The sequence below is a fragment of the Streptomyces sp. PsTaAH-124 genome, assembly GCF_000373685.1.
Taxonomy (GTDB): Bacteria; Actinomycetota; Actinomycetes; order Streptomycetales; family Streptomycetaceae; genus Streptomyces; species Streptomyces andamanensis.
Genome location: NZ_KB892177.1, coordinates 13445 through 39065 on the forward strand (window position 1 = coordinate 13445; position 25621 = coordinate 39065).

A 25621-nucleotide genomic window follows, 5' to 3' on the forward strand; every position below is an offset into this window, starting at 1 on the left:
ACCCTCAGGAACCCGGGCCCGCCTCCGCCTGTGCCTCCGCCCGCGGCTCCGCGTCCCCGTGCCACGTGTGCCACAGGGCCGCGTACGCGCCGTCCGACGCCACCAGCTCGTCATGGGTGCCCAGTTCGGTCAGCAGGCCGTCCTCCAGCACGGCCACCCGGTCGGCGTCATGGGCGGTGTGCAGCCGGTGCGCGACGGCGATGACCGTACGGCCGCGCAGCACGGCGGCCAGCGCGCGCTCGGTGTGGCGGGCCGTGGCCGGGTCGAGCAGCGCGGTGGCCTCGTCCAGGATCAGGGTGTGCGGATCGGCCAGCACGACCCGGGCCAGGGCGAGTTGCTGGGCCCGGGAACCGTCGACGGGCCGCGCGCCCGCGCCCAGCTCGGTGTCCAGGCCGTCCGGCAGCTCCCGCACCCAGGCGTCGGCGCCCACCGCGGCCAGCGCCGCCCACAACCGCTCGTCCGCCGCCTCCGGTTCGGCGATCCGCAGATTGTCCCGGACGCTGCCCAGGAACACATGGTGCTCCTGGGTGACCAGGACGACCTGGCGGCGCAGTGTCTCCGGTTCCAGCGCGGCGACCGGCACCCCGCCCACCGTCACCGTGCCCGCGGTCGGCGCGTCCACGCCCGCCAGCAGCCTGGCCAGCGTCGTCTTGCCCGCCCCGGACGGCCCCACCAGGGCCAGCCGCTCCCCGGGCCGCACCGACAGGTCGACGCCGCGCAGCACCTCGCCGCCGCGCTCGTACGCGTACCGGGCCCCGGCCACGTCGATACGGTCGTCCGCCGGTGCGTCGGCGGTCGCCGGGACCGGGCGCGGGGCCTCCGCCAGGCCCTCCACCCGGGCGAAGGAGGCGCCGCTGCTCTGGAGCAGCTCGACATGCATCAGGATCTGGTCCAGCGGCTCCGTGAACTGCCGCAGATACAGGGCGGCGGCCACCACCGCGCCCACCGTCACCGCGCCGTGCGCGTGCAGCGCCCCACCGGCCAGCAGCACCCCGGCCACGGGCAGCACGTAGGACACCTCGACGGCCGGGAAGAACACGCTGCGCAGGAACAGCGTGTGGAACCGGGCGCGCCGGGACTCCTCCAGCGCGTCGCGGCTCGCCGCGATCCGCCGCCCGGCCAGCCCGAACGCCTCGACGGTACGGGCCCCCCGGGCCGTCTCCGTCAGCGCCTCGGCGACCTCGGAGCCCGCCGCGCCCTCGCGCAGATAGCCGTCCCTGGCCCGGCGCAGGTACCAGCGCAGCGCGCACCCGACCGGCGCCAGCGCCAGCAGACCGATCGCCCCGAGCAGCGGGTTCAGCAGGAACACGGCGGCCAGCACGAACACCGCCTGCACGGTGCTGACCAGCAGCTCGGGGCCCACGGTGCGCAAGGTGGTGCCCACCGCGGCCACGTCCGCGGTGCCGCGGGTGGTCAGATCGCCGGTGCCGGCCCGCTCGACCACCGCGGCGGGCAGGGCCAGCGCCCGGTCCACGAACTCCTCGCGCACCCGCGCCAGGGTGCGTTCGCCGAAGCGATGGCCCGCGTACCGGGCCCAGCGCGCCAGCAGCAGCTGCGTGAGCGCGGCCGCCAGGAGCCCCGCGGCCAGCAGGTCCACGCCGTGCACCCCGCCGCCGGAGCGCACCTGGTCGATGATCCGGCCGAGCAGCCACGGACCGGCGAGCCCCGCCGCCGCTGCCAGCACGTTCAGGACGAGGACGCCCGTGAACGCCCGCCCGTCCGCCGCGACCAGACGCAGCGCGGCCCGGCGGACCCGCGCGCGCCCGGCGACCGGCAGCCGGCCCTGGACCTCGGTACCGTCCGCCGTCATCGCGCGGCCTCCTGTGCGGTGCCCGCGACAGGCGGATCCGCGTCCTGTCCCGTGTCCTGCTCCGCGTCCGGTTCCGTGTCACGTGCCACCAGCGCCCGGTAGCCCGGTTCGCGGGCGAGGAGCGCGCGGTGCGAGCCCGTCGCCGTGACCTTGCCCTCGACCAGGTGCAGCACGGTGTCCGCGTGGTCCAGGACCAGCGGGGAGGTGGTGGTGACGAGGGTCGTCCGCCCGGCGCGCGCCTCGCGCAGCCGGGCCGCCACCGCCGCCTCGGTGTGCGCGTCCAGCGCCGAGGTGGGTTCCACGGCGAGCAGCACCTCAGGAACGGCCAGCAGCGCCCGCGCCAGGCGTATCCGCTGCCGCTGGCCGCCGGACAGGCTGCGGCCCTGGGCGGCCACGGCCGCCTCCAGGCCGTCGTCGAGCCCCTGCACGATGTCCTCGGCGGCGGCCGCGTGCAGCGCCCACGCGATCTCCCGGGCACTGTGTTCCCGGGCGGCGCCGCACACCACCTCCCGCAGCGGACCCGCGAACAGGTCGGCCTCGTTGTCGGCGACCAGGACGCGCTCGCGCACCCCGGCGAGCACGTACGCGTCCAGAGGGGTCCCGTCCCAGGTCGCCGCCGACGGCGTGTAGCGGCCGAGCCGGTCCACGACGGCCGCCGCGTCGGCGGGGCTCGCGCAGACCAGCGCGGTCAGCCGGCCCGGCCGCACCCGGACGTCCGACTCCGGGTCGTACAGCTCCGCGGGCCGCGGCGGCGGGGGCAGGGTGCCCCTGTCCTCCTGCGGCTCCAGCCGCAGCAGCCGTACGACCCGGCGCGCGGCCACCACACCCCGGTTCAGCTGGTAGCCCGCCTCGACGAAGAACGACACCGGGGTCACCAGGACCGCCACATAGCCGTACACCGACACCAGTTCGCCCACGGTGATCTCGCCGCGGGCGGCCAGCCGGGCCGCCAGCCAGGTCACCACGGCCAGGAACAGCACCGGCAGCCCTGAACCGAGCGCCTGGAGCCAGCTCGTCACCGCGCCCACCCGGTAGCCCTGCTCGCGCAGCCGCCGCGAGTCGTGCCGGAAGGCGTCCGCGAACAGCCCCTTGCCGCCCAGGCCGCCCAGCACCCGCAGCCCGCCCGCGAGGTCGCCGATGCGCGCGGTCAGCACGCCCTGCCGCTCCCGGTACTCGCCCTCGGCACGTTGCAGCCGCCGGGTCAGCGGCCCCACCAGCAGCGCGGTCAGCGGCGCCCCCAGCAGCACCACGGCGGCCAGCGGCACGGACACCGACAGCAGCAGCCCCGCCACCGCCGCGTAGACGACGACCGCGCCGACCCCGGGACCGACCACGGTCAGGCTCTGGCTGATCGTCTGCACGTCGCCGACGCCGATGGTGACCACCTCCCCGGTGCCCGCCCGGTGCGGCAGCGCCGCGCCCAGCCGCACCACCTGGCCGACGACGACCTTGACGGTGCGGAAGTTGGCGTCCATGCGCACCCGGGTCATCGTGCGGTGCCGCAGGATGCTCAGCCAGGCGTTGACCGCCCCGACCGCGAACAGCGCGCCCGACCACAGGGCCAGCGCCCCCATGTCCCCGCGCTGGAGTCCGTCGTCGACCGCCCGGGACATCAGATACGGCGTCGCCGCCAGCAGCACCATCCACACGCTCGCCAGCAGCGCCCCGGCGAGCGACCGCCCCGGCTGCCGGGTCACCAGCCACCACAGGTACCACCAGCCGCCCCGGCTGTCGGGCGTGCCCGGGTCCGCGTAGGCGTCGATCACCGGCGCCCCCTCCCTGTCTCGCCTGTCTCGCCTGTCCTGCCCCGTCCTGCCTGTCCTGCCCGTCCCGGCTGTCTCGCCCGTCTCGCCTGTCTCCTGCTGTGTCCGGCGCGCGTCGCCCGGTCAGGCCGCGTCAGCCGGTGAAGCCGGGCACCACCAGACCGGACTCGTAGGCGATCACCACCGCGTGGGTGCGGTTCTGCGCGCCGAGTTTGGTCAGTACGTTGCCCACGTGGGTCTTCGCCGTCTCCTGGCTCACCGTCAGCGCCCGCGCGATCTCCGGGTTGGACAGCCCGGTGGCCATCAGCCGCAGCACTTCCTCCTCCCGCCCGGTCAGGGCGGCCCGCGGCAGCGCCTCGGCGGAGCCCAGCGGACGGGCCGCGACCATCCGGCGCAGCGCGGCCGGGAAGAGGATCGCCTCGCCCGCCGCCACCACCCGCACCGCCTCCGCGATCCGCCCGACCGGATACCGCTTGAGGACGAACCCGGCGGCCCCCGCGCCCAGCGCGGCGGTGACATGGCCGTCGTTCTCGAAGGTGGTGATCACCACGACCTTCGGCGGATCGGGCTCCGCCAGCAGCCGCCGGGTGGCCTCGATGCCGTCGAGGCGCGGCATCCGCACATCCATCAGCACCACGTCCGGCCGCAGCAGCCGCGCCCGCTCGACCGCCTCGGCACCGTCGGCCGCCTCCCCGGTCACGGCGAGACCCGGCTGCGCCGCGAGCAGCGTGCGCAGCCCGCTGCGGGTCACCTCGTCGTCGTCCGCGATCAGCAGGGTGACGGGCGCGGCGGCGGATCCGGCGCCGGGGCCGGTCGGGGCGTGCGCGTCCGCGCCGGAACCGGTCATGCCGGCCACCGTACCGGCAGCCGGACCGCCAGCCGCCAGTGGTCCGGCCCCTCCGGACCGGCCCGCAGCTCGCCGTGCAGCAGCCGTACGCGCTCGGCCAGCCCGGACAGGCCGCGCCCGGACGGCGGGAAGGCACCCGCACCCGGTCCGGTGCCCGCCCCGGTGCGGTTGACCACGTCGAGTTCCAGCACATCGGGTCCGGCCGCCACCCGGACCGCGACCGGACCGCCCGCCCCGTGCCGCAGCGCGTTCGTCAGCCCCTCCTGGACGATGCGGTACGCCGCCCGGGAGAGCGTCCCGCGCACCTGCGCGAGGGCGCCCGACAGCTCCGGTTCCACCACCGCCCCCGCGTGCCGCAGCCGGTCCAGCAGCTCGGGCAGGTCGGCCAGGGTGCGCACCGGCGCCGTGCCCGCCTCCTGCTCGCGCAGCACGCCCAGGACGTAGTCCAGGTCCTCCAGCGCGGCGCGGGCCGACTCCTCGATGCTGCGCAGCGCGGCCCGCGCCGCCGCCGGGTCGGCGCCGAGCATCTCGCCCGCCACCGCTGCCTGGATCGTCGTCGCCGTCAGGGTGTGCCCGATGGAGTCGTGCAGCTCCTGGGCCAGCCGGTTGCGTTCGGCCAGCCGCAGTTCCCGCTCGGCGGCCAGTGCGAGCCGCTCGGCCGCCGAGGGGCCCAGCAGCCTGGGCGCCGCCCGGCGCAGGGTGCCGGTCACCACCGCGCACACCGTCGCCGCCAGCAGCAGGCAGCCGAGCGCCGCCGGCCAGCTGCCCCAGCCGCCCGTCACCCGCACCGACCGGCCGAACAGGACGAGACCGCCCTCGGCGCCCAGCCAGTTGCCCGGCAGGATCAGCCCGGCGACGATCAGCCCGCCGCCCACCAGCGCGCCCGCCCAGCCCAGCGCCACGTGCAGCAGCAGCCACAGCGGGGTCCGCCAGCGGTCGGCACCGGACGGCCCGGCCGGGGGCGCGGAAGCGGACCCGCCGTCATGGGCGCCCGCCGGACGGCGCACGGCCGCCGGGTCGGGCAGCGGCACCCGCAGCACCCGGCGGGCGCAGGCGATGAGCACCCGCCGGGTGGTGCGGGCCAGCCCGGCCGCGCCGATGAGCACCGCCCAGACCAGCAGGTCCAGCGCGATCTGCGCGCCGTAGGGGGCGAAGCGCCAGAGGGGCGACAGCAGGGCGACGAACGGCAGCAGCGCGATGCTCGCCAGCGCGCCGCAGCACGCGAACAGCGCGCCCGTGTACGTGGAGCCGCGCAGCAGCGGCCGGATTCCCCTGGTCATGGTGCGGCCAGTATGACTGCCCAGGTCACCGGCGTTCTCCCCCGATCGGGGGAGAACCGTTTCCCGCTTCCTCGCGATGTGCGGCCACGGCCTTGGAGGACAGGATCGTGTCCCGACCAGCCGACCGGAGGACGACCGATGGACACGTACGCGACGAGGACACCGCACCACCCCGCAGGCCCCGGGCCGGGCGCGCGGGCCGGGTCCGGCGGGAGGGGCGGCAACGGCCTGACCGTCACCGCCATGGTGCTGGGCGTCGCCGCGCTGACCACGTCGGTCGTCGTCATCGGCGGCCCGCTCGGGATCGTCGGACTGGTCCTGGGCGCCGTCGCGCTGCGGACGGCCGGACGGACCGGCACCGGCCGGGGCATGGCCGTCACCGGCCTGGTGACCTCGGCCGTCGCTGTCGTGGTGTCCGTCGTGGTCGCCGTCCTCGTGGTCTGGTACGCCGACCACACCCAGAAGTGCTACCGGCCCGACAGCTTCCACCAGTACACGCAGTGCGTCCGCGACCAGCTCGGCGGGCACTGACCGCAGCCCTGGTCCACCGGCCCCGCCCACGGACGGGGGACCACGGACGAGGGCACACAGACACACTGACGAGGGCGGACGAGCCGTACGGCCGTTCCCGCCCGGCAAGGACGAGCACGATGACCCACACCCGACGGCGGACGGCCGCCCTGCTGGCCGCCACCGCCGCGACGGCCCTCCTGGGCGCGCTGCCGCCCGTGACGGCCGCCGCCGCGCCCCGGGCGGCGACCGCGCCGCCGACGGCCGCGTCCCCGGACGCCCTGCGCCCCTTCACCGGGCAGCGGCCCCACTGGCGGCGCTGCGACGCCCACCGCCCGGCCGCCTTCCGGTGCGCGACCGTCAAGGTGCCCCTGGACTACGCCGATCCGGGCGGCCGGACGATCGACCTCGCGATATCCCGGCTGGCGGCGGGCGACCCGAAGCAGCGCCGCGGCGTCCTGCTGCTCAACCCCGGCGGCCCCGGCGGCTCGGGCCTGGACCTGCCGGTCGCCCCCGAGCTGGACCTGCCCCAGGACGTGCGGCAGCGCTACGATCTCATCGGGTTCGACCCGCGGGGCGTCGGGCGGAGCACACCCGTCGGCTGCGGTCTCACCGAGGACGAGCAGAACGACGAACGCCCCTACCGGGACGCGACGTTCGCGAAGGACGTGCGGTGGGCCCGTACGGTCGCCGACAAGTGCCGCTCGGCCGCGGGCGGCCTGCTGCCGCACCTCACCACCCGCAACGTCGCCCGCGACATGGACGTCGTCCGTGCCGTGCTCGGCGAGAAGAAGATCTCCTACCTCGGCTACTCCTACGGCACCTACCTCGGCGCCGTCTACACGCAGCTGTTCCCCCGGCGGGCCGACCGGTTCGTGCTGGACAGCGCGGCCGACCCCGCGCTGATCTGGCGGGGCACCTTCCAGGAGATGGCGAGGGGCGCCGAGGCCGCGTTCACCCGGTGGTGCGCGTGGACCGCCCGCCGGGACGCCACCTACCACCTGGGCGCCACCCCGGCCGCGGTCCGGCAGAGCTTCTGGGACCTGGTTCGCCGGGCCGACCGCGCCCCCGTCGACTCCGGCGGGCGGCTCCTGACCGGCGACGGCATCCGCTCGGAGCTGCGCCCCGCGTTCGTCCATGTCCGCGTCGCCGCCGAGAAGGTCGCCGAACTGACGAAGGCGGCCCGGGGCGAGGCGCCGCCCGCCCCCTCCGGCACGACCGCGCCCACCCCGGACCCGGCCCCCTCGGCGACCGCCGGGACCGTCCCCGCCGACAACGAGGCCGCGAGCGCCTGGGCCTTCATCTGCGCCGACACCCGCGCCTCGTGGCCGAGCGACCCCGAGCGCTATCGCCGCGACGCGGTCCGCGACAAGGCGCGGTACCCGCTCTACGGCGACATCGCCTCCACCATCAAGCCCTGCGCCTTCTGGGAGCGCGGCAGCGAGCCCGCCACGAGCGTGGACAACGGCGTCGCCGCGCTGATCCTCCAGAACGAGTGGGACTCCCAGACGCCGCTGCCCGGCGCCCGGAACATGCACCGGGTGCTGCGCGGCTCCCGCATGGTCACGGTCGCGGGCGGCGAGGGGCACGGCGTCTACGGACTCGACGGCTCCTGCGCCGACCGGACCGCCACGGCCTACCTGACCACCGGCAGGCTCCCGGCCGGTGACCTGACCTGCCGGACACCCGCCGGAAAGTAGCGGGGCCGCCGCCGGGAGAGGACGTACCGGGCCCGCCCGCTCAGGCCAGGCTGTCCCGCCAGGCCCGGTGCAGGCGGGCGAACCGGCCGGTGCCCGCGACGAGCGCGGACGGCGGGCCGTCCTCCACGATCCGGCCGTGCTCCATCACCAGGACCCGGTCGGCGATCTCCACCGTGGACAGCCGGTGCGCGATCACCACGGCGGTACGGCCGCGCAGGACCGTGGCCATCGCGCGCTGCACGGCCTGCTCGCCGGGCACGTCCAGCGAACTGGTCGCCTCGTCCAGGATCAGCACCGCCGGATCGGCCAGCAACGCCCGCGCGAAGGAGACCAGTTGGCGCTGCCCGGCGGAGATACGGCCACCGCGCTTGCGTACGTCGGTGTCGTAGCCGTCGGGCAGGGCGCTGATGAAGTCATGGGCGCCGATCGCCTTCGCGGCCCGCTCGATCTCCTCGCGGCTCGCCTCGGGGCGGCCGAGGGCGATGTTCTCGGCGACCGTCCCGGAGAACAGGAACGCCTCCTGCGTCACCATCACCACCCCGCGCCGCAGTTCGGGCACGGCCAGCTCGCGCAGGTCCGTCCCGTCCAGCAGCACCCGGCCCTCGCTCGGGTCGTAGAAGCGGGCCAGCAGCTTGGCCAGGGTCGACTTGCCCGCGCCGGTGGATCCGACCACGGCGACGGTCTGCCCGGCCGGGAGCGTCAGGTCGAAGCGGGGCAGCACCTCGCCGCCGGTGCGGTAGGCGAAGCGGACCCCGTCGAAGACCACCTCGCGGCCCGGCAGCGCCGACTTCAGGGGCGGCAGCTGCCGGGGCGCGGGCGGCTCCGGCACCGAGGGGGTCTGCGCGAGCAGGCCCGCGATCTTCTCCAGGGACGCCGCCGCCGACTGGTAGGAGTTGAGGAACATGCCCAGGCGGTCGATCGGGTCGTACAGCCGCCGCAGGTACAGCACGGCCGCCGCCAGCACCCCCAGCGCCAGCGAGCCGTCCGCCACCCGCCAGGCGCCCCACAGCACGATCAGCGCGACCGCCGTGTTCGCCACCAGGCGGGAGCCGACGACATAGCGGGCCATCTCCAGGAGGGCGTCGCCGTTGGCCCGTTCGTGGCGCCGGTTGAGACCGGCGAAAGCGGCGTCGTTGGCCGCCTCCCGGCGGAACGCCCGCACCGGCCGGATGCCGTTCATCGTCTCCACGAACTTCACGATGACCGCCGCGATCGCCGTGGACCGCTCCCGGTACACCCGGCCCGCGCGCCGCTGGTAGAGCCGCACCAGCAGGTACAGCGGCCCGAACGAGGCCACCGCGACCGCGCCGAGCCCGAGGTCCAGCCAGAGCAGCAGCGCCGCGATGGACACGAAGGACAGGACGACCGTGATCAGCTCCTGGAGGCCCTCGTCGAGCAGTTCGCGCAGCGACTCCACGTCCGTGGTGGACCGGGAGATGAGCCGCCCGGAGGTGTAGCGCTCGTGGAAGTCCACGCTGAGCGCCTGCGCGTGCCGGAAGATACGGCCGCGCAGGTCCAGCAGCACGTCCTGGTTGACCCGGGCGGCAGCCACGATGAACACCCACTGGAGGGCGCCCGAGGCGAGCGCGCACAGCAGATAGCCCGCGGCCACCGCCATGAGCGGCCCGTGGTCGTGGGCGCGGAACGCCGGTACGGCCGTGTCGATGGCGTACGCCACCAGCAGCGGGCCCGCCTGCACGGCCGCCTGCTGGAGCAGCAGCACCAGGGTGGTGACGGCCACCCGGGCCTTCATGGGCGCCAGCAGCGAGCGCAGCAGGGCGCCGGTGGCACCCGGGGGAGCGGGCAGTACGTCCTTGTCGAAGGAGTCGCCGGGGCCTGCGGTGCCGTCGGCCTGCGGCAGGTCCCCGGGGTCCCCGGTGGCCGGGACGGACGTCGTCGGGGCCGTCATCGCTCGTCGTCCTCCTGGTCCGTGTGCTGGTCCGTGTGCTGATCCGTTTGCCGGACCGTGTGCTGCTCCGCGGTGTCGTGTCCGCTCGGTTCGCCGGGGGAGCCGGGGGGCCGTTCGCCCGCCATCAGATGCGCGTACTCGGCGTCGGTGCGCAGTAGTTCCTGATGGGTGCCCACGGCCTTGATCCGGCCGCCGGACAGCAGGGCGACACGGTCGGCCAGCAGCACCGTGGAGGGGCGGTGCGCCACGATCAGGGCGGTGGTGCCGGTGAGCACCTGGCGCAGCGCCGCCTCCACGGCGGCCTCGGTGTGCACGTCGAGCGCGGACAGCGGGTCGTCCAGGATCAGGAAGCGCGGCCTGCCCACGACCGCCCGTGCCAGCGCGAGGCGCTGGCGCTGGCCGCCGGACAGGCTCAGGCCCTGCTCGCCGACCTGGGTGGCGGTGCCCTGCGGGAGCGCGTGCACGAACTCCGCCTGCGCCACGGCCAGGGCGCGGTCCAGCTCGTCGCCGCCCGGCGCGTCCGTACCGTCCTCGGTGCCCATGAGGACGTTCTCCGCGACGCTCGCGGAGAAGAGCGTGGGTTCCTCGAAGGCGACGGAGACGAGGGCGCGCAGCGTCTCCCGGTCCAGCGCGCGGATGTCCGTGCCGTCCAGGGTGATCCGGCCGGAGGTCAGCTCGTGCAGCCGGGGGACGAGCGCGGTCAGCGTGGTCTTGCCGCTTCCGGTCGCTCCGACCAGGGCCATCGACTCACCGGGGCGGATGTGCAGGTCGACGCGGTCCAGCAGCGGCGGGGAGCCGGGCGGCGCGTCCGGGTAGCGGAAGCGGACGTCCTCGAAGCGCAGGCCGCCCGCGCGCGTGCCGCCGTCGTCGGCGGTGCCGGCCGCGGTGCCGTCCGCGGTGTCCTCCGCGGGCGGCAGGGCGGGCCCGGCGGACTCCGGCCGCTCGTCCAGCACCTCGAAGTAGCGTTCCGTGGCGGTCGCCGCCTCCTGGCTCATCGCGAGCAGGAAGCCGATCGACTCCACCGGCCAGCGCAGCGCGAGGGCCGTGGACAGGAAGGCGACCAGGGTGCCCGCCGACAGCGAGCCGTCCGAGACCTGCACGGCGCCCACCACCAGCGTGGCGCCGATGGCCACCTCGGGCAGGGCCATGATGACCGCCCAGATCGTCGCCAGCAGCCGCGCCTTGCTCAGCTCGGTGCCGCGCAGGGTGGCCGACAGCTCGCGGAACGCGCGCGCCTGGCTGCGGTGCCGGCCGAACCCCTTGATGACGCGGATGCCGAGCACGCTCTCCTCGACCACCGTCGTCAGGTCCCCGACCTGGTCCTGCGCGCGCCGCGCCACGCGCGCGTACCGCCTCTCGAAGAGCGCGCTCAGCACGACCAGCGGCACGGCCGGGGCCAGCATCACCAGGCCCAGCGACCACTCCTGGAGCAGCATGATGATCACGCCCACCAGGATCGTCACGCCGTTGACGAGCAGGAACGTCAGGGGGAAGGCGAGGAACTGGCGCAGCAGCATCAGGTCGGTGGTGCCCCGGGAGAGCAACTGGCCCGACGCCCACCGGTCGTGGAAGGCGATCGGCAGCCGCTGGAGCCGCTCGTAGAGAGCGGCCCGCATCCGGGCCTCGACCCGCGACAGCGGGCGCGCCACCAGCCACCGCCGCAGCCCGAACAGCAGCGCCTCGGCCACGCCGAGCAGCAGCAGGTACAGCGCCCCGAGCCACACCCCGCCCCGGTCCCCGTCGGCGACCGGCCCGTCCACCAGCCACTTCAGGACGAGCGGGATCACCAGCCCCACACAGGAGGCGACGATCGCGACGCCCGCGGCGACGGACAGCCGGGCGCGCACCGGGCGCACGAACGGCCACAGCCGCAGCAGCGCACGGACGGCGGACCGCTCCCCGGTCCCCGGGGGCCCGGAAGGACCAGCGGGTCCGGTGGGTCCGGCGGGACCGGAGAGACGGGAGGGATCGGACGGATCGGCGGGACGGTCGGAGCTGACCTCTGCGGGGGCGGGTGTCGTGGTCATCACTTCGGAGACTACGGACCACCACTGACAACGCCCACCGAGTTTTGGCCGAGCCGCACTCCGCCGCCGGTCCTACGACCTGCGCACGCCCCCCCGGGCCCGCCCGCCCGAATCCGCCCCCGATCCCACCGAATTCCCCCCACCCGGACCCGCCCCCTCCGGCGCCGCCTGCCGGGTCCCGCCCCTTCCGGGTCCGCCCGCCCGGATCCGGCCCCTGGGGCCACCGCTCCTGCCGTCCGGCTCCGGCCCTCGGCCCAGCGAGTCCGCGTCCGCCCGTCCGGGTCGGACCGGTCCCGGTCCCGGTCCCGGGGCCGGGTGGTCGTAGCGCCGCATCAACCCATCGCGGCGCCCCGTCAACCGATCGGCTGATGCCGCTTCGAGCGCGTCGGGCGATGTGCGCGGGCCCCGTCCGCCGCGACGCTGGTGCCATGTCCATCATCGAAGTCAGCGAACTGCGCAAGTCCTACGGCGGCCGGGCCGTCGTCGACGGCGTCTCCTTCGCCGTCGAGGAGGGTGAGATCTTCGGCGTCCTCGGCCCCAACGGCGCCGGAAAGACCACCACCGTCGAGTGCGTCGAGGGGCTGCGTGTCCCCGACTCCGGCCGGGTCCGGGTCACCGGACTCGACCCGGTGGCCGAACGCGAGCAGGTCGCCCGGGTGTTGGGCGCCCAGCTCCAGCAGAGCGAGCTCCAGGCCAAGCTGACCGTCCGTGAGGCGCTGGAGCTGTACGCCTCCTTCTATCCGCACCCCGCCGACTGGCGCCCGCTCGCCGAGCGGCTGGGGCTCGCCCCGAAGCTCACCACCCGCTTCGCCAAGCTGTCCGGCGGCCAGAAGCAGCGGCTGTTCATCGCGCTGGCCCTCATCGGCAACCCCCGGGTCGTCGTCCTGGACGAGCTGACCACCGGGCTCGACCCGCGCGCCCGGCGCGACACCTGGCAGCTCATCGAGGACGTCCGGGCGAGCGGCGTCACCGTGCTGCTCGTCACGCACTTCATGGAGGAGGCGCAGCGGCTGTGCGACCGGATCGCCGTGATCGACCAGGGCCGGGTCGCCGCCCTGGACACCCCGCAGGGGCTGATCCGGCGCTCGGCGGGCGCCACCGTCATCAGCTTCACCCCGTCCGCGCCCGTGGACGAGGGTGACCTGAACGCGCTGCCCGAACTGGCCTCGGTGGCGTTCAAGGACGGCAGGATCACGCTGTCCGGCACCGACGCCACCGTCAACGCCGTCATCACGCTGCTCGCCCGCCACCACATCACCGCCCACCAGCTCCGCGTCAGCGACGCCACGCTCGACGACGCGTTCCTCGACCTGACGGAGGCCGCCGCATGAGTTCCGCCGCTTTCGACCCCGCCGTACTGCGCACCGAGGCCCGGCTGTTCCGCCGGGAACCCGGCGCGATCTTCTGGATCCTGCTGTTCCCCACCCTGCTGCTGGGCATCCTCGGCTCCATCCCGTCCTTCCGGGAGCACGACGACTCGCTCGGCGGGCTGCGCCTCGTCGACACCTACGTACCGGTCGCGGTGCTGCTCGGGCTGATCCTCGGCGGGCTCCAGGCCATGCCGCAGGTCCTCACCGGCTACCGCGAGCGCGGCATCCTGCGCCGGATGTCGGCCACCCCGGTCCGGCCCGTGGTGCTGCTCACCGCGCACATGGTGGTCTTCGCGGGCGCGGCCCTGTGCTCGGCGGTGCTCGCCCTGCTCGTGGGCCGGATCGCCTTCGGCGTCCGCCTGCCCGAGCAGCCCTTCGGCTACGCGCTCGCCCTGCTGCTGGCCGTCGCGGTCGCCCTCGCGCTCGGCTCGGTGATCTCCGCGCTGTCGCGCACCACGAAGATCGCCGGTGCGGTGGGCAGCGCGGTGCTCTTCCCCATGATGTTCTGCGCGGGACTGTGGGTGCCGGTGCGGGCCATGCCCCACGTGCTCGCCCGCTCCGTCGGCTACACCCCCTTCGGCGCGGCGGCCCAGGCCCTGGACCAGGCCGCCGCCGGACACTGGCCGGGCTGGACGCACCTGGCCGTGCTCGCCGCCTGGACGGTGCTGCTCACCGCCGGTGCCGCCCGCTGGTTCCGCTGGGAATGACCGGCGGCCCCGCCCCGTCCGGCGCCGTACCGGACACTGGGCGCATGACGAGTGCCGAGTGGAAGCAGCCGCGCGCGACCTTCGACGGATGGGGGCCGTACGCGCTGCTCGGCGTGGCCGTGCTGACCTCGGCGGGCGCGGCGGCCGGGATCGGCATGAGCCGGACGGAGATCTGGCTGGCCCTGGTTCTGACCGGTGTCGCGCTGGCCCTCCAGGTGGGCTGGCGGCGCTGGTCGCGGACCCGGCCGGAGCCGGGGCGGGTCAGCGCCTGCCTGTACTTCGTGCGCTGGGCGCTCGGCTTCGTCCTGACCTGGCTCAACCCGTTCTTCGCGTTCTACGCCGTGGCCGGCTACTACACCGCCGCCCGGCAACTGCCGCCCAGGCTCGTGCTGCCCGGCCTGTGCCTGACCGCCGTCACCATGGCCGGCAGCGAGATCGGGGGCATGCCGCCGCACGGCACGATCCTGTGGCTGGGCTTCCTCGTCGTGCTCGGCGCGAACATCGCCCTGGTCGCGGTCTTCACCCGGTTCGCCGAGCAGGAGGAGGCCCGGGGCCGTGCCCAGGCGTCCACCATCGCCGAGCTGGAACGCACCAACACCGCCCTCCAGCAGGCCCTCGACGAGAACGCCGCGCTGCACGCCCAGCTCCTCGTGCAGGCCCGCGAGGCGGGCGTCGCCGACGAGCGCCGCCGGCTGGCCGCCGAGATCCACGACACCCTCGCCCAGGGCCTGACCGGCATCATCGCCCAGCTGCGGGTGGTGACGAACACCACCGACCGGGCCGCCGCCCGCGCGCACGTGGAGCGCGCCATGGAGCTGGCCCGGCACAGCCTGGGCGAGGCCCGCCGCTCGGTGCACAACCTCGCCCCGGTCGCCCTCGCCGACGCCGGGCTGCCCGAGGCGCTGCGCGACACCGTCGCCGAGTGGGGCGAACGCACCGGCTGCCGGGCCGACTTCACCCTGACCGGCACCAGCGAGCAGGTGCACGACGAGGTCTCGGCGACGCTGCTGCGCATCGCCCAGGAGTCCCTGTCCAACGCGGCCCGGCACGCCCGCGCCACCCGGGTCGGCGTCACCCTGTCCTACATGGGCGACGAGATCTCCCTCGACGTACGCGACGACGGCCGCGGCTTCGACCCGCTCGCCGTGCCCGCCCGCACCCGGGCCGGGGGGTTCGGCCTGGACGGCATGCGGGCCCGCGCCGAACGCATCGCGGGTTCCCTCACCATCGAGTCGGAGCCGGGCCACGGCACGGCCGTCTCGGCTCGCGTACCGTTGGTGGGCGATGACCGATGACACCCCCATCTCGCTGCTGATCGTCGACGACCACCCGGTCGTACGGGACGGTCTGCGCGGCATGTTCGAGGCCGCCCCCGGATTCACCGTGCTCGGCGAGGCGACGGGCGGTGTGGAGGCGGTGGCGAAGGCCGCCGCGCTCGACCCGGACGTCGTCCTCATGGACCTGCGGATGCCGGGCGGGCCCGGCGTCGACGCCATCCGGGAGCTGACCCGCCGCGGCGCCCGCGCCAAGGTGCTCGTGCTGACGACGTACGACACCGACTCCGACACCCTGCCCGCGATCGAGGCGGGTGCCACGGGCTATCTGCTCAAGGACGCCCCGCGCGACGACCTGCTCGCCGCCGTCCGGGCCGCCGCCGAGGGCCGTTCGGTGCTCTCCCCGGCCGTCGCCTCCCGGCTGGTCTCCGCGGTCCGCGCCCCCGCCGCGGGCAGCGAACCGCTGTCGGCGCGCGAGCGCGAGGTGCTGGTGCTGGTCGCCCGGGGCACCTCCAACCGGGAGATCGCCCGCGAGCTGTTCATCAGCGAGGCCACCGTCAAGACCCACCTCACCCACCTGTACGCCAAGCTCGGCGTCAAGGACCGGGCGGCGGCCGTCGCGGTCGCCTACGACCGGGGGATCCTGGGCTGACCCGCCCCGGCAACCCCGGCCGCCGCGGCCTTCTCAGGCGGCGACCCGGAGCAGCAGCACCGTGCGCCCCGCCACGGTGACCGGCGCCCCCGCCCGCAGGACCCGGCCGGGAGCCTCGGCCTGCTCCTCGCCGCCGGTGTCCACGACCACCTCGTAGCGCTCGGCCCACGGCGGCCCCGGCGGTGTGAACTCCACCGGGCCCGGACCGGCGTGCAGGACGACGAGGAAGCTGTCGTCGCGCACCGGCTCGCCCCGCTCGTCGCCGCCCGGGATGTCCCGGCCGGACAGATACATGCCCAGCGTGGCGGCGGGCGCGTACCAGTCGCCCTCCGTCATCTCGGTGCCGCCCGCGGTGAACCAGGCCACGTCCCGCAGCCCGTCCGGCGCCTGCGCGCGCCCGGAGAAGAACGTCCGGCGGCGCAGCACCGGGTGCGCGCGGCGCAGCGCGATCAGCCGGGTGGTCAGCTCGGACAGCGCCCGCCAGCCCGGGTCGTCCAGGAGCGTCCAGTCCAGCCAGCCGGTCTCGTTGTCCTGGCAGTACGCGTTGTTGTTGCCGCGCTGGGTGCGGCCCAGCTCGTCGCCCGCCACCAGCATCGGCACGCCCGTGGACAGCAGCAGCGTGGCCAGCAGGTTGCGCAGCTGTCTGCGGCGCAGCGCCCGGATCCGCTCGTCGTCGCTCTCGCCCTCCGCCCCGCAGTTCCAGGAGCGGTTGTCGTCGGTGCCGTCCCGGTTGCCCTCGCCGTTGGCCTCGTTGTGCTTGCGGTCGTAGGAGACCAGGTCGCGCAGGGTGAAACCGTCGTGCGCGGTGACGAAGTTGACCGAGGCGCAGGGGCCGCGCCCGCCCCAGGCGTACAGGTCGCTGGAGCCGGACAGCCGGTAGCCCATCTCCCGTACGTCCGGCAGGGCGTGGCGCCAGAAGTCCCGTACGGCGTCGCGGTAGCGGTCGTTCCACTCCGCCCACGGCGGCGGGAACGCCCCCACCTGGTAGCCGCCGGAGCCGATGTCCCACGGCTCGGCGATCAGCTTGACCTCGCGCAGCACCGGGTCCTGGGCGAGGGCGGCGAGGAAGGGGGAGCGCATGTCGACGCCGTGCGCGGAGCGGGCCAGCGCGGCGGCCAGGTCGAAGCGGAAGCCGTCCACGCCCATCTCGGTCACCCAGTGCCGCAGCGAGTCGGTGATCAGGCGCAGCACCTGCGGCTGCGTGGTGTCCAGGGTGTTGCCGCAGCCGGTGAAGTCGGCGTACCGGCGCGCGTCCGGGGCGAGGCGGTAGGAGCGCTGGTTGTCGACGCCCTTCAGGGACAGCGTCGGACCGTACTGGCCGGACTCGGCGGTGTGGTTGTAGACCACGTCGAGGATCACCTCGATACCGGCCGCGTGCAGGGCGCGCACCATCCGCTTGAACTCGCCGACCTGCTGGCCCGCGGTGCCCGAGGCGGAGTAGCCGCCGTGCGGGGCGAAGTAGCCGATCGAGTTGTAGCCCCAGTGGTTGCGCAGGCCCCTTGCGAGCAGATGGTCCTCGTGGGCGAACTGGTGCACCGGCAGCAGCTCCACCGCCGTCACGCCCAGTTTCACCAGGTGCGCGATCGCCGCCGGGTGGGCGAGACCGGCGTAGGTGCCGCGCAGTTCCGGCGGGATGTCCGGGTGCAGCCGGGTGAAGCCGCGCACATGCAGCTCGTAGACGACCGTGTCCGCCCACGGTGTGCCGGGGCGGTGGTCGCCCGGCCGGTCGCCGTCGTCCGCGACCACCACGCCCTTGGGGACGAAGGGCGCCGAGTCGCGGTCGTCGCGCACGGTGTCGGCGACCTGCTGGTCCGGCCAGTCCCGGACGTGCCCGTAGACCTCCGGCGGCAGCCGGAACTCGCCGTCCACCGCGCGCGCGTACGGGTCGAGCAGCAGCTTCGCCGGGTTCCAGCGGGCGCCGGTCCACGGGTCCCAGCGGCCGTGCACCCGGAAGCCGTAGCGGCGGCCGGGCCGCACACCGGGGACGAAGCCGTGCCAGATCTCGTGCGTCAGCTCGGGCAGGCGGGCGCGGGTCTCCCGGCCGTCCTCGTCGAAGAGGCAGACGTCCACGGCCTCGGCGCCGCCCGCCCACAGCGCGAAGTTGGTCCCGGCCACGCCGTCCGGGCCGATCCGGAAGCGGGCGCCCAGCGGGGCCGGTGCGCCCGGCCACACGGGTCCGGCGGGCGGCGGGCCGACCCGCCGCCCGCCGCTCACGGCGACGGCCGGACCCGCCCCTTCACCGGCCCGTCCGCCGCCACCGCGCACCTCGGCACCGCGCACCTCGGCACCGCGCACGTCGGCACCGCGCCCGTCGCGGTCGGCGGGTGCGCTCCCGGCGGTGTGCCCGTTCCCGGTGGCGTGCCCGTCCGCCACCGCCTCCTGCCCGGCTGCGCTGGACACCAGGTCGGCCCCTCGTTCTCGGCTGATGCGGCTCGTGCGGTTTCTACGGCGTCTACGGCTCGTGCGGCCCGTGCGCCTCGTGCGGCTCCGTTCCTTCCGTGGCTCCGTCCGGCGCGGCTGCCGGACGGCGGCACTCTCCCCACTGTTCTGCCCAGCGCGCGGCTCGCACTCACGTTTCCCCGGAGCGGGCCGGTCGTTGGGCAGCGTGTGAGGCACGTACAAGGGCGCGCACGGCGCGCGGGGGCCGCGCTGGCCGCCGTACTGACATGGGCGGCACTGCTCGCGGCCGGGGCCGCCGGGTGCACCTCGGATGCTCCCCGGGGCGTCCCGGGCCGGCCCCCCGAGCGCACGGACACGGTCCGCGTCTCGCCGGACGACGGCACCCGGGGCGTCCGGCCCGGCACCCGGCTGCGGGTGCGGGCCGCCGGGGGGCGCCTGGAGTCCGTCCGGGTCGTGCGGTCCCGGGACGGGCAGGACACCCCGGTGTCCGGACACCTCTCCGGCGACCGCCGGACCTGGCGGCCCGACGACGACACGCTCGCCCTCGCCGCCGGGTACACGGTCGACGCGGTGGCCGTCGACGGCGACGGCCGCCGCTCCGCCCGGCACACCGCCTTCACCACCTACGTCCCCGAGGAACGCCTCCTCGCCCACGTCACCCCCGAGAACCGCGCCGTCGTCGGCACCGGCATGATCGTCTCGCTGGCCTTCAGCCGGGAGATCACCGACCGGGCCGCCGTCCAGCGCGCCGTACGGGTCACCGTGCGGCCGCCCGTGGAGATCCGCCCGCACTGGTTCGGCGGCAGCCGCCTGGACTTCCGCCCCGAGCACTACTGGAAGCCCGGCACCCGGGTGACCGTCGCCCTGCGGCTGCGCGACGTCCGGGCGGCCCACGGGGTCTACGGGATCCAGCACAAGTCCTTCTCCTTCACGGTCGGCCGCAGCCAGAGCTCCCTGGTCGACGCGGCGGCGCACACCATGCAGGTGCGCCGCGACGGTGCCCTGCTGGCCACCGTGCCCGTCACCGCCGGGGCGCCGGACCATCCCACCTACAACGGCAGGATGGTGGTGATGGAGATGCTGGACGTCACCCGGATGAACGGCCGGACGGTGGGCTTCGGCGGCGAGTACGACATCGCCGACGTCCCGCACGCCATGCGGCTCACCGACTCCGGTACGTTCCTGCACGGCAACTACTGGTCGGTTCCGGACCCGTTCGGCCGCGCGAACGTCTCCCACGGCTGCGTGGGCCTGAAGGACGTCAGGGGCGGCGCCTCCGACACCCCGGCGGGCTGGTTCTTCGACCGCAGCCTCGTCGGGGACGTGGTGGAGGTCGTCCACAGCGACGACAAGACGGTCGCCGCGAGCAACGGCCTGGGCGGCTGGAACATGGACTGGGCGCACTGGACGGCGGGCAGCGCGGTCAAGTGACCCGCGGGCGGCGCCGGTTGACGACCGGTCGGCGGCACGCGCGGCACACCGCACCGGGTCCGGCGGACCCCTTCCCCACCGCCGTGTCCGGAGGCTGTTGAACCTGGAACGGAACGGTGACATTCGGCTGACGATCTGCTCATGACCTTGTGGTTACTATGCGCCGATGTGCGCGGTAGGCGCTGGGGCTCGGGCCTGACCGGCCCGGGGGAGGAGACGAAGGTGAACGTGCGGCCTATTACGGGGGCGTCGGCGGGGACGGGCCGGCGACCGGGCCGAGGGGGACGACGGGGGAGCACGGGGGCGCTGGCGCTGGTCTCCGGCGCGCTGCTCCTCGCGGTCACGGCCTGCGGCGGCGGCGACTCCGACGTGGACGGCCAGGGCACGGGCAAGGACGCCGGTGCCGCCGCCGAGAGCAAGCAGTCGCAGGCGGTCCTCAGCGTCGCGCCCAAGGACGGTTCGACGTCCGTCGACACCAGCGGCGCGCTGAAGGTCGGCGTGAGCAAGGGGACGCTCACCCAGGTCGTCGTCAAGGACGCCAAGGGCACCGAGATAGCCGGGAAGATATCCGGCGGCACCTGGACGCCGTCGACCCATCTGGCCGCCTCGACCAAGTACACGGTCCACGCCGTCGCCAAGGACGCCGAGGGCCGGCAGGCGGCCCAGGACAGCAGCTTCACCACCCTGACGCCGAAGAACACCTTCATCGGCAACTTCACCCCCGAGGACGGCTCCACCGTCGGGGTCGGGATGCCGTTCTCCGTCAACTTCACCCGGGGCATCACGCACCCGGAGGCCGTCGAGAAGGCCATCGAGGTCAAGACCGAGCCGGCCGTCGACGTCGAGGGCCACTGGTTCGGCAACGACCGGCTCGACTTCCGCCCCGAGCAGTACTGGAAGTCCGGCACCAAGGTCACCGTCAAGCTCAGCCTGGACGGCGTGGAGGGCCGCCCCGGCGTCTACGGCAAGCAGTCCAAGACCATCTCCTTCACCATCGGCCGCAACCAGGTCTCCGTCGTGGACGCCAAGAAGCACACGATGAAGGTCACCCAGGACGGCAGGACCGTGAAGACCCTCCCGGTCACCACCGGCAAGCCCGGCTACGACACCTGGAACGGCCGGATGGTCATCAGCGAGAAGCTCTCGGTGACCCGGATGAACGGCGAGACCGTCGGCTACGGCGGCGAGTACGACATCAAGGACGTCCCGCACGCCATCCGCCTGACCACCTCCGGCACCTTCGCGCACGGCAACTACTGGGGCGGCGACGCCTTCGGCAACTACAACGCCAGCCACGGCTGCATCGGCCTGCGCGACGTGCGCGGCGGCGGGGACAGCTCCACGCCCGCCGCCTGGTTCTTCAACCACTCGATGATCGGCGACGTGGTCGAGGTCAAGAACGCCCACGAGAAGACCGTCGCCCCGGACAACGGCTTCAACGGCTGGAACATGTCGTGGGAGAAGTGGAAGTCGTAGCGGACCGCCGCCCGCGCCCCTGACGGGGAGCGCGGACCCGTCCCCCGGCCCCGGTGTGCCGCCGCGCACACCGGGGCTGACCCGTGCGTGAACGACCGCTAACCTGCGGGGCATGACCGTAACTCTGGAAGTCGCCGAGGGCGTCGGCACGCTGCGCCTGGCCCGCCCGCCCATGAACGCGCTCGACGTCGCCACGCAGGACCGGCTGAAGGAACTCGCCGAGGAGGCCACCGGCCGCCCGGACGTCCGCGCGGTGGTGATCTACGGCGGCGAGAAGGTGTTCGCGGCCGGCGCGGACATCAAGGAGATGCAGGTGATGGACCACGCGGCGATGGTGTCGCGGGCCCGTGCCCTCCAGGACTCCTTCACCGCCGTGGCCCGCATCCCCAAGCCGGTGGTCGCCGCGGTCGCCGGCTACGCGCTGGGCGGCGGCTGCGAACTGGCGCTGTGCGCCGACTACCGCATCGCCGCCGACAACGCCAAGCTCGGCCAGCCGGAGATCCTGCTCGGACTGATCCCGGGCGCGGGCGGCACCCAGCGGCTGGCCCGGCTGATCGGGCCCTCCCGGGCCAAGGACCTCATCTTCACCGGCCGCCAGGTCAGGGCCGACGAGGCCCTCGCGCTCGGTCTGGTGGACCGGGTGGTCCCGGCCGCCGAGGTCTACGAGGCGGCGCACGCCTGGGCGGCGCGGCTCGCCCAGGGCCCGGCGATCGCGCTGCGCGCCGCCAAGGAGGCCGTCGACACCGGCCTGGAGACCGACCTGGACACCGGCCTCGCCGTCGAACGCACCTGGTTCGCGGGCCTCTTCGCCACGGAGGACCGCGAGCGCGGCATGCGCAGCTTCGTGGCGGAGGGGCCGGGGAAGGCGAAGTTCCTCTGACCTGGGGAGCCTGGGCCTGACGTCCGCTCGCGGATCGCTCGAAGGGGCGTCCAGGTCCGCACCGCGACGGTTCCGGGTGCGTGGCGCCGCCGCCCCCGCACCGGGGCCGCCGCCCGGAGCGTCCCCGCAGGCCGGCAGGCAGGCAGGTCCGCCCCGGCCCCGGAGCGCCTGGCATATGCCGCGCGAAGGCGGACCGGCGGGGGCGTGCGAGGGGCGCATTCCCGGGGAACGGCCACGGTGGGCGCCGGGGGCGGCCATGATGGGGGCATGGCGGGGCTGGAGGGCATCGAACAGCCGCGGGGACCGGAACACACGGCGGCCGTGGCGCGCTGGTCTCCCGCGGTGGCGGACGAACGCGCCCTGGCCGCACTGGAGTTGTACGGCGACCCGAGCGAGGAGGACGTCCGGCTGCCGTCCCGCCCCGAGTCGGCGGCCGTCGCCCGCCGGCTCGTCCAGATCGTCGTCCTGCGCTGGGGCATGTCCCCGAGGCTGGCCGAGGACGCGGTGCTGCTCGTCTCCGAACTCGTGGGCAACGCCGTACGGCACACCGGGGCCCGCGTGTTCGGCCTGCGGGTCCGCCGCCGCACCGGCAGGATCCGCGTCGAGGTGCGCGACCCCTCCCGCGGCCTGCCCTGCCTCATGCCCGTCCAGGACCTCGACGTCAGCGGCCGCGGCCTGACCCTGGTCGACAAACTGTCCGACCGCTGGGGCGTCGACCTGCTGCCCCGCGGCAAGACCACCTGGTTCGAGATACGCGCCGCGGACCGCTGACCGCCGCACACCACCCACCGACCGGGCGCGACGCGCCACCTCTCCGACCGGGCACGCCCGGCACTCGCCCCTCGAATCCGTCCGACGCGCATCCGCCGGTCGCGACAGATGCGCGCCCGGTGGGGTGGGTTTCGGCGTCGGGCCGCAGGTCGGCTGCTGTCGGTCGCCGGGGGGCACGACCCACGACCCACCCGCAGGGCTCGTCCGGTCCGTTCCTGCCGGGCTCGCCCCGCACGTACCCGCCGGGCTCGCCCCGACCGGCCTGACGTCCGTTCACCACCCCCGCGCCCGCCGGGCATCCGTGTGAATCGCCCGTTTTCTTACTTTGCGCCCCTTAAATGGTGCGGGTGACCACCACCGACCGTCGTGGCGTGCTGCGGGCCGGTGCCGGGCTTGTCGCCGGGGGCGCGTTCGCCGCCGGATGCGCGCCCGGTACCGCCCCGCACCCCGCCGCGTCCGCCGCCCCGCGCCACGCGTCCGGCCCCGCCGAGCGCGGCGCGACGCACCCCGCCGCGTCACCCGCGCCCGCCCCCGCCCCGCGCGCCTTCCCCGGGCAGCCCGCGCAGATCGGCCACGGACCGCGCGACCGGCCCCGGGTGGCCCTCACCTTCCACGGCCAGGGCGACCCGGCCCTCGCCCGCACGCTGCTCACCACCGCCGAACGGCACGGCGCCCGGGTGACCGTGCTCGCCGTCGGCACCTGGCTGGACGCGCACCCGGAGATGGCCCGCCGGATCCTCGACGGCGGCCACGACCTCGGCAACCACACCCAGCGCCACCTGTCCGTCAACGACATGCCCGAGGCCGAGGCGCGCGCCGAGATCACCGGCTGCGCCGACCGCCTCAAGCGGCTCACCGGCTCGATCGGCACCTGGTTCCGGCCCTCACGCGCCGTCACCGCCTCCCCGCTGGTGGCCCGGCTGGCACGCGCCGTCGGCTACCCGCACGTGCTCTCCTACGACGTCGACTCGCTCGACTACACCTCGCCCGGCGCCGCAGCCGTCACCCGCACCGTGCTGGCGGACGTCCGCCCCGGGTCCGTGGTGAGCCTGCACTTCGGATACCCCGGCACGGCCACCGCCCTGCCCGCCCTCCTCGACGAACTCGACCGCCGCGGCCTCCACGCGGTCACCACCACGGAGCTGCTGAGCTGATGCCCCCTCGCCCCGCCCCTTCCCTCCACGGCCCCGCCCGTTCCCCCCGGGCCTCCCGCCTCCCGCGCGCCGCCCGGCTGCTCGCCGCCGGGGCGTCCTGCGCGGCCCTCGCGGCGCTGGCCGCCTGCGGCAGCGGCGGCTCGGACCACCGCACCGACGAGGCCCTGGCCAGCCGGGCGCCCGCCCAGCGGCCCGAACAGGTGGCTGCCGACGCCCTGCCCGGCATGCCGCCGGTCCTCGACCCCGAGGACGTCTACGCCGCCGACCGCGCGAACCGGCTCTCCCCGGCCGTCGCGGGCTTCCCCTCGCGCGTCTACGTGCCCAACACCAACTCGAACACGGTCACCGTCATCGACCCGAAGACGTACAAGGTCATCGAGACCATCCCGGTCGGCCGCCAGCCGCAGCACGTCGTGCCGTCCTGGGACCTGAAGACGCTGTGGGTCAACAACGACCTCGGCAACTCCCTGACCCCCATCGACCCCCGCACGGGCAAGGCGGGCAAGCCGGTCGACGTGCACGACCCGTACAACCTGTACTTCACCCCGGACGGCAAGTACGCCGTGGTGATGGCCTCCAAGGACCGCCGGCTCGTCTTCCGCGACGCGCACACCATGAAGGTGGTGAAGTCCGTCCCGGTGGCCTGCGGCGGCGTCAACCACGCCGACTTCTCCCCGAACGGCCGCTACTTCATCGTCTCCTGCGAGTTCAGCGGCGAACTCCTCAAGGTCGACACCGCGGCCATGAAGGTCGTCGCCCACCAGAAGCTGGACCACCACGGCGCCATGCCGCAGGACGTGAAGATCTCGCCCGACGGCAGGAAGTTCTACGTCGCCGACATGGTCGCCGACGGACTGTGGATCCTGGACGGCGACACCTTCGCCAAACCCGCGTTCCTGCACACCGGCAAGGGCGCCCACGGCCTCTACGTCAGCCGCGACTCCCGGGTGATGTACATCTCCAACCGCGGCGAGGGCACCGTCTCCGTCTTCGACTTCGCCAAGGACAGGCTCACCGCCAAGTGGCGCCTGCCGCACGGCGGCAGCCCCGACATGGGCGGCGTCTCCGCCGACGGCAATGTGCTCTGGCTGTCGGGCCGCTACAACTCCGAGGTGTACGCCATCGACACCCGCACCGGCAGGCAGCTCGCCCGCATCAAGGTCGGCAGCGGCCCGCACGGCCTCGCCGTCTATCCGCAGCCCGGCCGCTACTCGCTCGGCCACACGGGCGTCTTCCGCTGACCCCGCCCCGGTGTCCCCCGCGGGTGGCCGCGGCGTCCCGGGTCCGGCCGGACCGTTAATCTGACCTGCGTCAGTACGGCAGCGGCCGGTACGGCATTCGGCCGTATCCGGCCGTACAGCAGACGCGAAGCGACACAGAGGGGCGGATCGGTGGCGGACATCGACGAGGCACGCGAGCAGTTCAACCGTTTGGACGCGGACGGCGACGGGTTCGTCACCGCCGCCGAGTTCAAGACCGCCCTCGCGCAGGGAGGCGACTGGAACGTCACCGAGTCGGTGGCGGAGGCGATCATCAAGACGCGGGACCTCGACGGCGACAAGGTCCTGTCCTTCGACGAGTTCTGGGCCTTCCTGAACAAGTGACCCGTACGGAAGGGGCGCCCGGCGGACCACCGCCGGGCGCCCCTTCCGTGTCACCT

20 protein-coding genes are annotated in these 25621 nt (G+C 74.9%); 13 read left to right on the forward strand and 7 right to left on the reverse strand.

The window, feature by feature from the left end; all coding sequences use genetic code 11:
* Positions 1–4 precede the first annotated feature (4 nt).
* The 4 genes from B086_RS0121905 to B086_RS0121920 form a co-directional block, all read right to left on the reverse strand.
* Positions 5–1810: an ABC transporter ATP-binding protein gene (locus tag B086_RS0121905; protein ID WP_018568570.1), complete on the reverse strand. Its 1806-nt coding sequence runs from the start codon at positions 1808–1810 to the stop codon at positions 5–7.
* Positions 1807–3576 (reverse strand): ABC transporter transmembrane domain-containing protein, encoded by a 1770-nt coding sequence (locus B086_RS0121910; RefSeq protein WP_018568571.1) that lies wholly within the window; start codon positions 3574–3576, stop codon positions 1807–1809. The genes B086_RS0121905 and B086_RS0121910 overlap by 4 nt, the downstream gene beginning before the upstream one ends.
* 130 nt (positions 3577–3706) lie before the next feature.
* Positions 3707–4420 carry a response regulator transcription factor gene (locus tag B086_RS0121915; RefSeq protein ID WP_037873805.1) on the reverse strand — a complete coding sequence of 238 codons (714 nt, stop codon included), beginning with the start codon at positions 4418–4420 and terminating at the stop codon, positions 3707–3709.
* Positions 4417–5700, reverse strand: a complete 1284-nt coding sequence (locus tag B086_RS0121920; protein ID WP_018568573.1) for a sensor histidine kinase — start codon at positions 5698–5700, stop codon at positions 4417–4419. The genes B086_RS0121915 and B086_RS0121920 overlap by 4 nt, the downstream gene beginning before the upstream one ends.
* 138 nt (positions 5701–5838) lie before the next feature.
* Here B086_RS0121920 and B086_RS0121925 point away from each other — a divergent pair, with 138 nt between their 5' ends.
* Positions 5839–6231, forward strand: coding sequence for a DUF4190 domain-containing protein (locus B086_RS0121925; protein WP_018568574.1), 393 nt, complete (start codon positions 5839–5841; stop codon positions 6229–6231).
* 119 nt (positions 6232–6350) lie between these two features.
* Positions 6351–7910, forward strand: coding sequence for an alpha/beta hydrolase (locus B086_RS0121930; protein ID WP_018568575.1), 1560 nt, complete (start codon positions 6351–6353; stop codon positions 7908–7910).
* A gap of 40 nt (positions 7911–7950) precedes the next feature.
* Here B086_RS0121930 and B086_RS0121935 read toward each other — a convergent pair whose 3' ends face one another.
* Both B086_RS0121935 and B086_RS0121940 read right to left on the reverse strand, forming a co-directional pair.
* Positions 7951–9819 carry an ABC transporter ATP-binding protein gene (locus tag B086_RS0121935; protein WP_018568576.1) on the reverse strand — a complete coding sequence of 623 codons (1869 nt, stop codon included), beginning with the start codon at positions 9817–9819 and terminating at the stop codon, positions 7951–7953.
* Positions 9816–11846: an ABC transporter ATP-binding protein gene (locus B086_RS0121940; protein WP_018568577.1), complete on the reverse strand. Its 2031-nt coding sequence runs from the start codon at positions 11844–11846 to the stop codon at positions 9816–9818. The genes B086_RS0121935 and B086_RS0121940 overlap by 4 nt, the downstream gene beginning before the upstream one ends.
* A 428-nt stretch (positions 11847–12274) precedes the next feature.
* Here B086_RS0121940 and B086_RS0121945 point away from each other — a divergent pair, with 428 nt between their 5' ends.
* From B086_RS0121945 to B086_RS0121960, 4 genes are read left to right on the forward strand one after another with little or no spacing between them, the layout of a single operon-like run.
* Entirely contained in the window at positions 12275–13177 is a 903-nt protein-coding gene (locus B086_RS0121945; protein ID WP_018568578.1) for an ABC transporter ATP-binding protein, read from the forward strand.
* A complete protein-coding gene (locus B086_RS0121950; protein WP_018568579.1) occupies positions 13174–13923 on the forward strand; it encodes an ABC transporter permease in 750 nt (249 codons plus the stop codon). Before B086_RS0121945 ends, B086_RS0121950 begins: the two co-directional genes overlap by 4 nt.
* 44 nt (positions 13924–13967) lie before the next feature.
* Positions 13968–15218 (forward strand): sensor histidine kinase, encoded by a 1251-nt coding sequence (locus B086_RS0121955; RefSeq protein ID WP_018568580.1) that lies wholly within the window; start codon positions 13968–13970, stop codon positions 15216–15218.
* Complete coding sequence (locus tag B086_RS0121960; protein WP_018568581.1) at positions 15208–15849, forward strand: response regulator; 642 nt, start codon at positions 15208–15210, stop codon at positions 15847–15849. Before B086_RS0121955 ends, B086_RS0121960 begins: the two co-directional genes overlap by 11 nt.
* A gap of 33 nt (positions 15850–15882) precedes the next feature.
* Here the strand turns inward: B086_RS0121960 and glgX are convergent, their stop codons facing one another.
* Positions 15883–18249: a glycogen debranching protein GlgX gene (gene glgX, locus B086_RS0121965; protein ID WP_026252648.1), complete on the reverse strand. Its 2367-nt coding sequence runs from the start codon at positions 18247–18249 to the stop codon at positions 15883–15885.
* A 207-nt stretch (positions 18250–18456) separates the two neighbouring features.
* Here glgX and B086_RS0121970 point away from each other — a divergent pair, with 207 nt between their 5' ends.
* The 7 genes from B086_RS0121970 to B086_RS0122000 all read left to right on the forward strand — a co-directional run bounded on the left by B086_RS0121970 (position 18457) and on the right by B086_RS0122000 (position 25565).
* Positions 18457–19680: a L,D-transpeptidase gene (locus B086_RS0121970; RefSeq protein WP_018568583.1), complete on the forward strand. Its 1224-nt coding sequence runs from the start codon at positions 18457–18459 to the stop codon at positions 19678–19680.
* A gap of 222 nt (positions 19681–19902) precedes the next feature.
* Entirely contained in the window at positions 19903–21156 is a 1254-nt protein-coding gene (locus B086_RS0121975; protein ID WP_420712560.1) for a L,D-transpeptidase, read from the forward strand.
* A 112-nt stretch (positions 21157–21268) separates the two neighbouring features.
* On the forward strand, positions 21269–22036 hold the full coding sequence (locus tag B086_RS0121980) for an enoyl-CoA hydratase/isomerase family protein (protein ID WP_018568585.1): 768 nt from the start codon (positions 21269–21271) through the stop codon (positions 22034–22036).
* Between the two features lie 267 nt (positions 22037–22303).
* A complete protein-coding gene (locus tag B086_RS0121985; RefSeq protein WP_018568586.1) occupies positions 22304–22807 on the forward strand; it encodes an ATP-binding protein in 504 nt (167 codons plus the stop codon).
* A gap of 338 nt (positions 22808–23145) precedes the next feature.
* On the forward strand, positions 23146–23961 hold the full coding sequence (locus B086_RS0121990; protein WP_037873796.1) for a polysaccharide deacetylase family protein: 816 nt from the start codon (positions 23146–23148) through the stop codon (positions 23959–23961).
* Entirely contained in the window at positions 23961–25202 is a 1242-nt protein-coding gene (locus B086_RS0121995) for a YncE family protein (RefSeq protein ID WP_018568588.1), read from the forward strand. The genes B086_RS0121990 and B086_RS0121995 overlap by 1 nt, the downstream gene beginning before the upstream one ends.
* A 150-nt stretch (positions 25203–25352) precedes the next feature.
* Positions 25353–25565 carry an EF-hand domain-containing protein gene (locus B086_RS0122000; RefSeq protein ID WP_018568589.1) on the forward strand — a complete coding sequence of 71 codons (213 nt, stop codon included), beginning with the start codon at positions 25353–25355 and terminating at the stop codon, positions 25563–25565.
* Positions 25566–25621: the final 56 nt, after the last annotated feature.

What these genes read in the sequence shown, in the direction of transcription:
- B086_RS0121915 (WP_037873805.1), bottom strand. Translation starts at nt 4,420, where the DNA reads ATGACCGGTTCCGGCGCGGACGCGCACGCCCCGACCGGCCCCGGCGCC.
- B086_RS0121925 (WP_018568574.1), top strand. Translation starts at nt 5,839, where the DNA reads ATGGACACGTACGCGACGAGGACACCGCACCACCCCGCAGGCCCCGGG.
- B086_RS0121920 (WP_018568573.1), bottom strand. Translation starts at nt 5,700, where the DNA reads ATGACCAGGGGAATCCGGCCGCTGCTGCGCGGCTCCACGTACACGGGC.
- B086_RS0121980 (WP_018568585.1), top strand. Translation starts at nt 21,269, where the DNA reads ATGACCGTAACTCTGGAAGTCGCCGAGGGCGTCGGCACGCTGCGCCTG.
- B086_RS0121930 (WP_018568575.1), top strand. Translation starts at nt 6,351, where the DNA reads ATGACCCACACCCGACGGCGGACGGCCGCCCTGCTGGCCGCCACCGCC.
- B086_RS0121945 (WP_018568578.1), top strand. Translation starts at nt 12,275, where the DNA reads ATGTCCATCATCGAAGTCAGCGAACTGCGCAAGTCCTACGGCGGCCGG.
- B086_RS0121950 (WP_018568579.1), top strand. Translation starts at nt 13,174, where the DNA reads ATGAGTTCCGCCGCTTTCGACCCCGCCGTACTGCGCACCGAGGCCCGG.
- B086_RS0121905 (WP_018568570.1), bottom strand. Translation starts at nt 1,810, where the DNA reads ATGACGGCGGACGGTACCGAGGTCCAGGGCCGGCTGCCGGTCGCCGGG.
- B086_RS0121960 (WP_018568581.1), top strand. Translation starts at nt 15,208, where the DNA reads ATGACCGATGACACCCCCATCTCGCTGCTGATCGTCGACGACCACCCG.
- B086_RS0121995 (WP_018568588.1), top strand. Translation starts at nt 23,961, where the DNA reads ATGCCCCCTCGCCCCGCCCCTTCCCTCCACGGCCCCGCCCGTTCCCCC.
- B086_RS0121990 (WP_037873796.1), top strand. Translation starts at nt 23,146, where the DNA reads ATGGTGCGGGTGACCACCACCGACCGTCGTGGCGTGCTGCGGGCCGGT.
- B086_RS0121935 (WP_018568576.1), bottom strand. Translation starts at nt 9,819, where the DNA reads ATGACGGCCCCGACGACGTCCGTCCCGGCCACCGGGGACCCCGGGGAC.
- B086_RS0121955 (WP_018568580.1), top strand. Translation starts at nt 13,968, where the DNA reads ATGACGAGTGCCGAGTGGAAGCAGCCGCGCGCGACCTTCGACGGATGG.
- B086_RS0121940 (WP_018568577.1), bottom strand. Translation starts at nt 11,846, where the DNA reads ATGACCACGACACCCGCCCCCGCAGAGGTCAGCTCCGACCGTCCCGCC.
- B086_RS0121985 (WP_018568586.1), top strand. Translation starts at nt 22,304, where the DNA reads ATGGCGGGGCTGGAGGGCATCGAACAGCCGCGGGGACCGGAACACACG.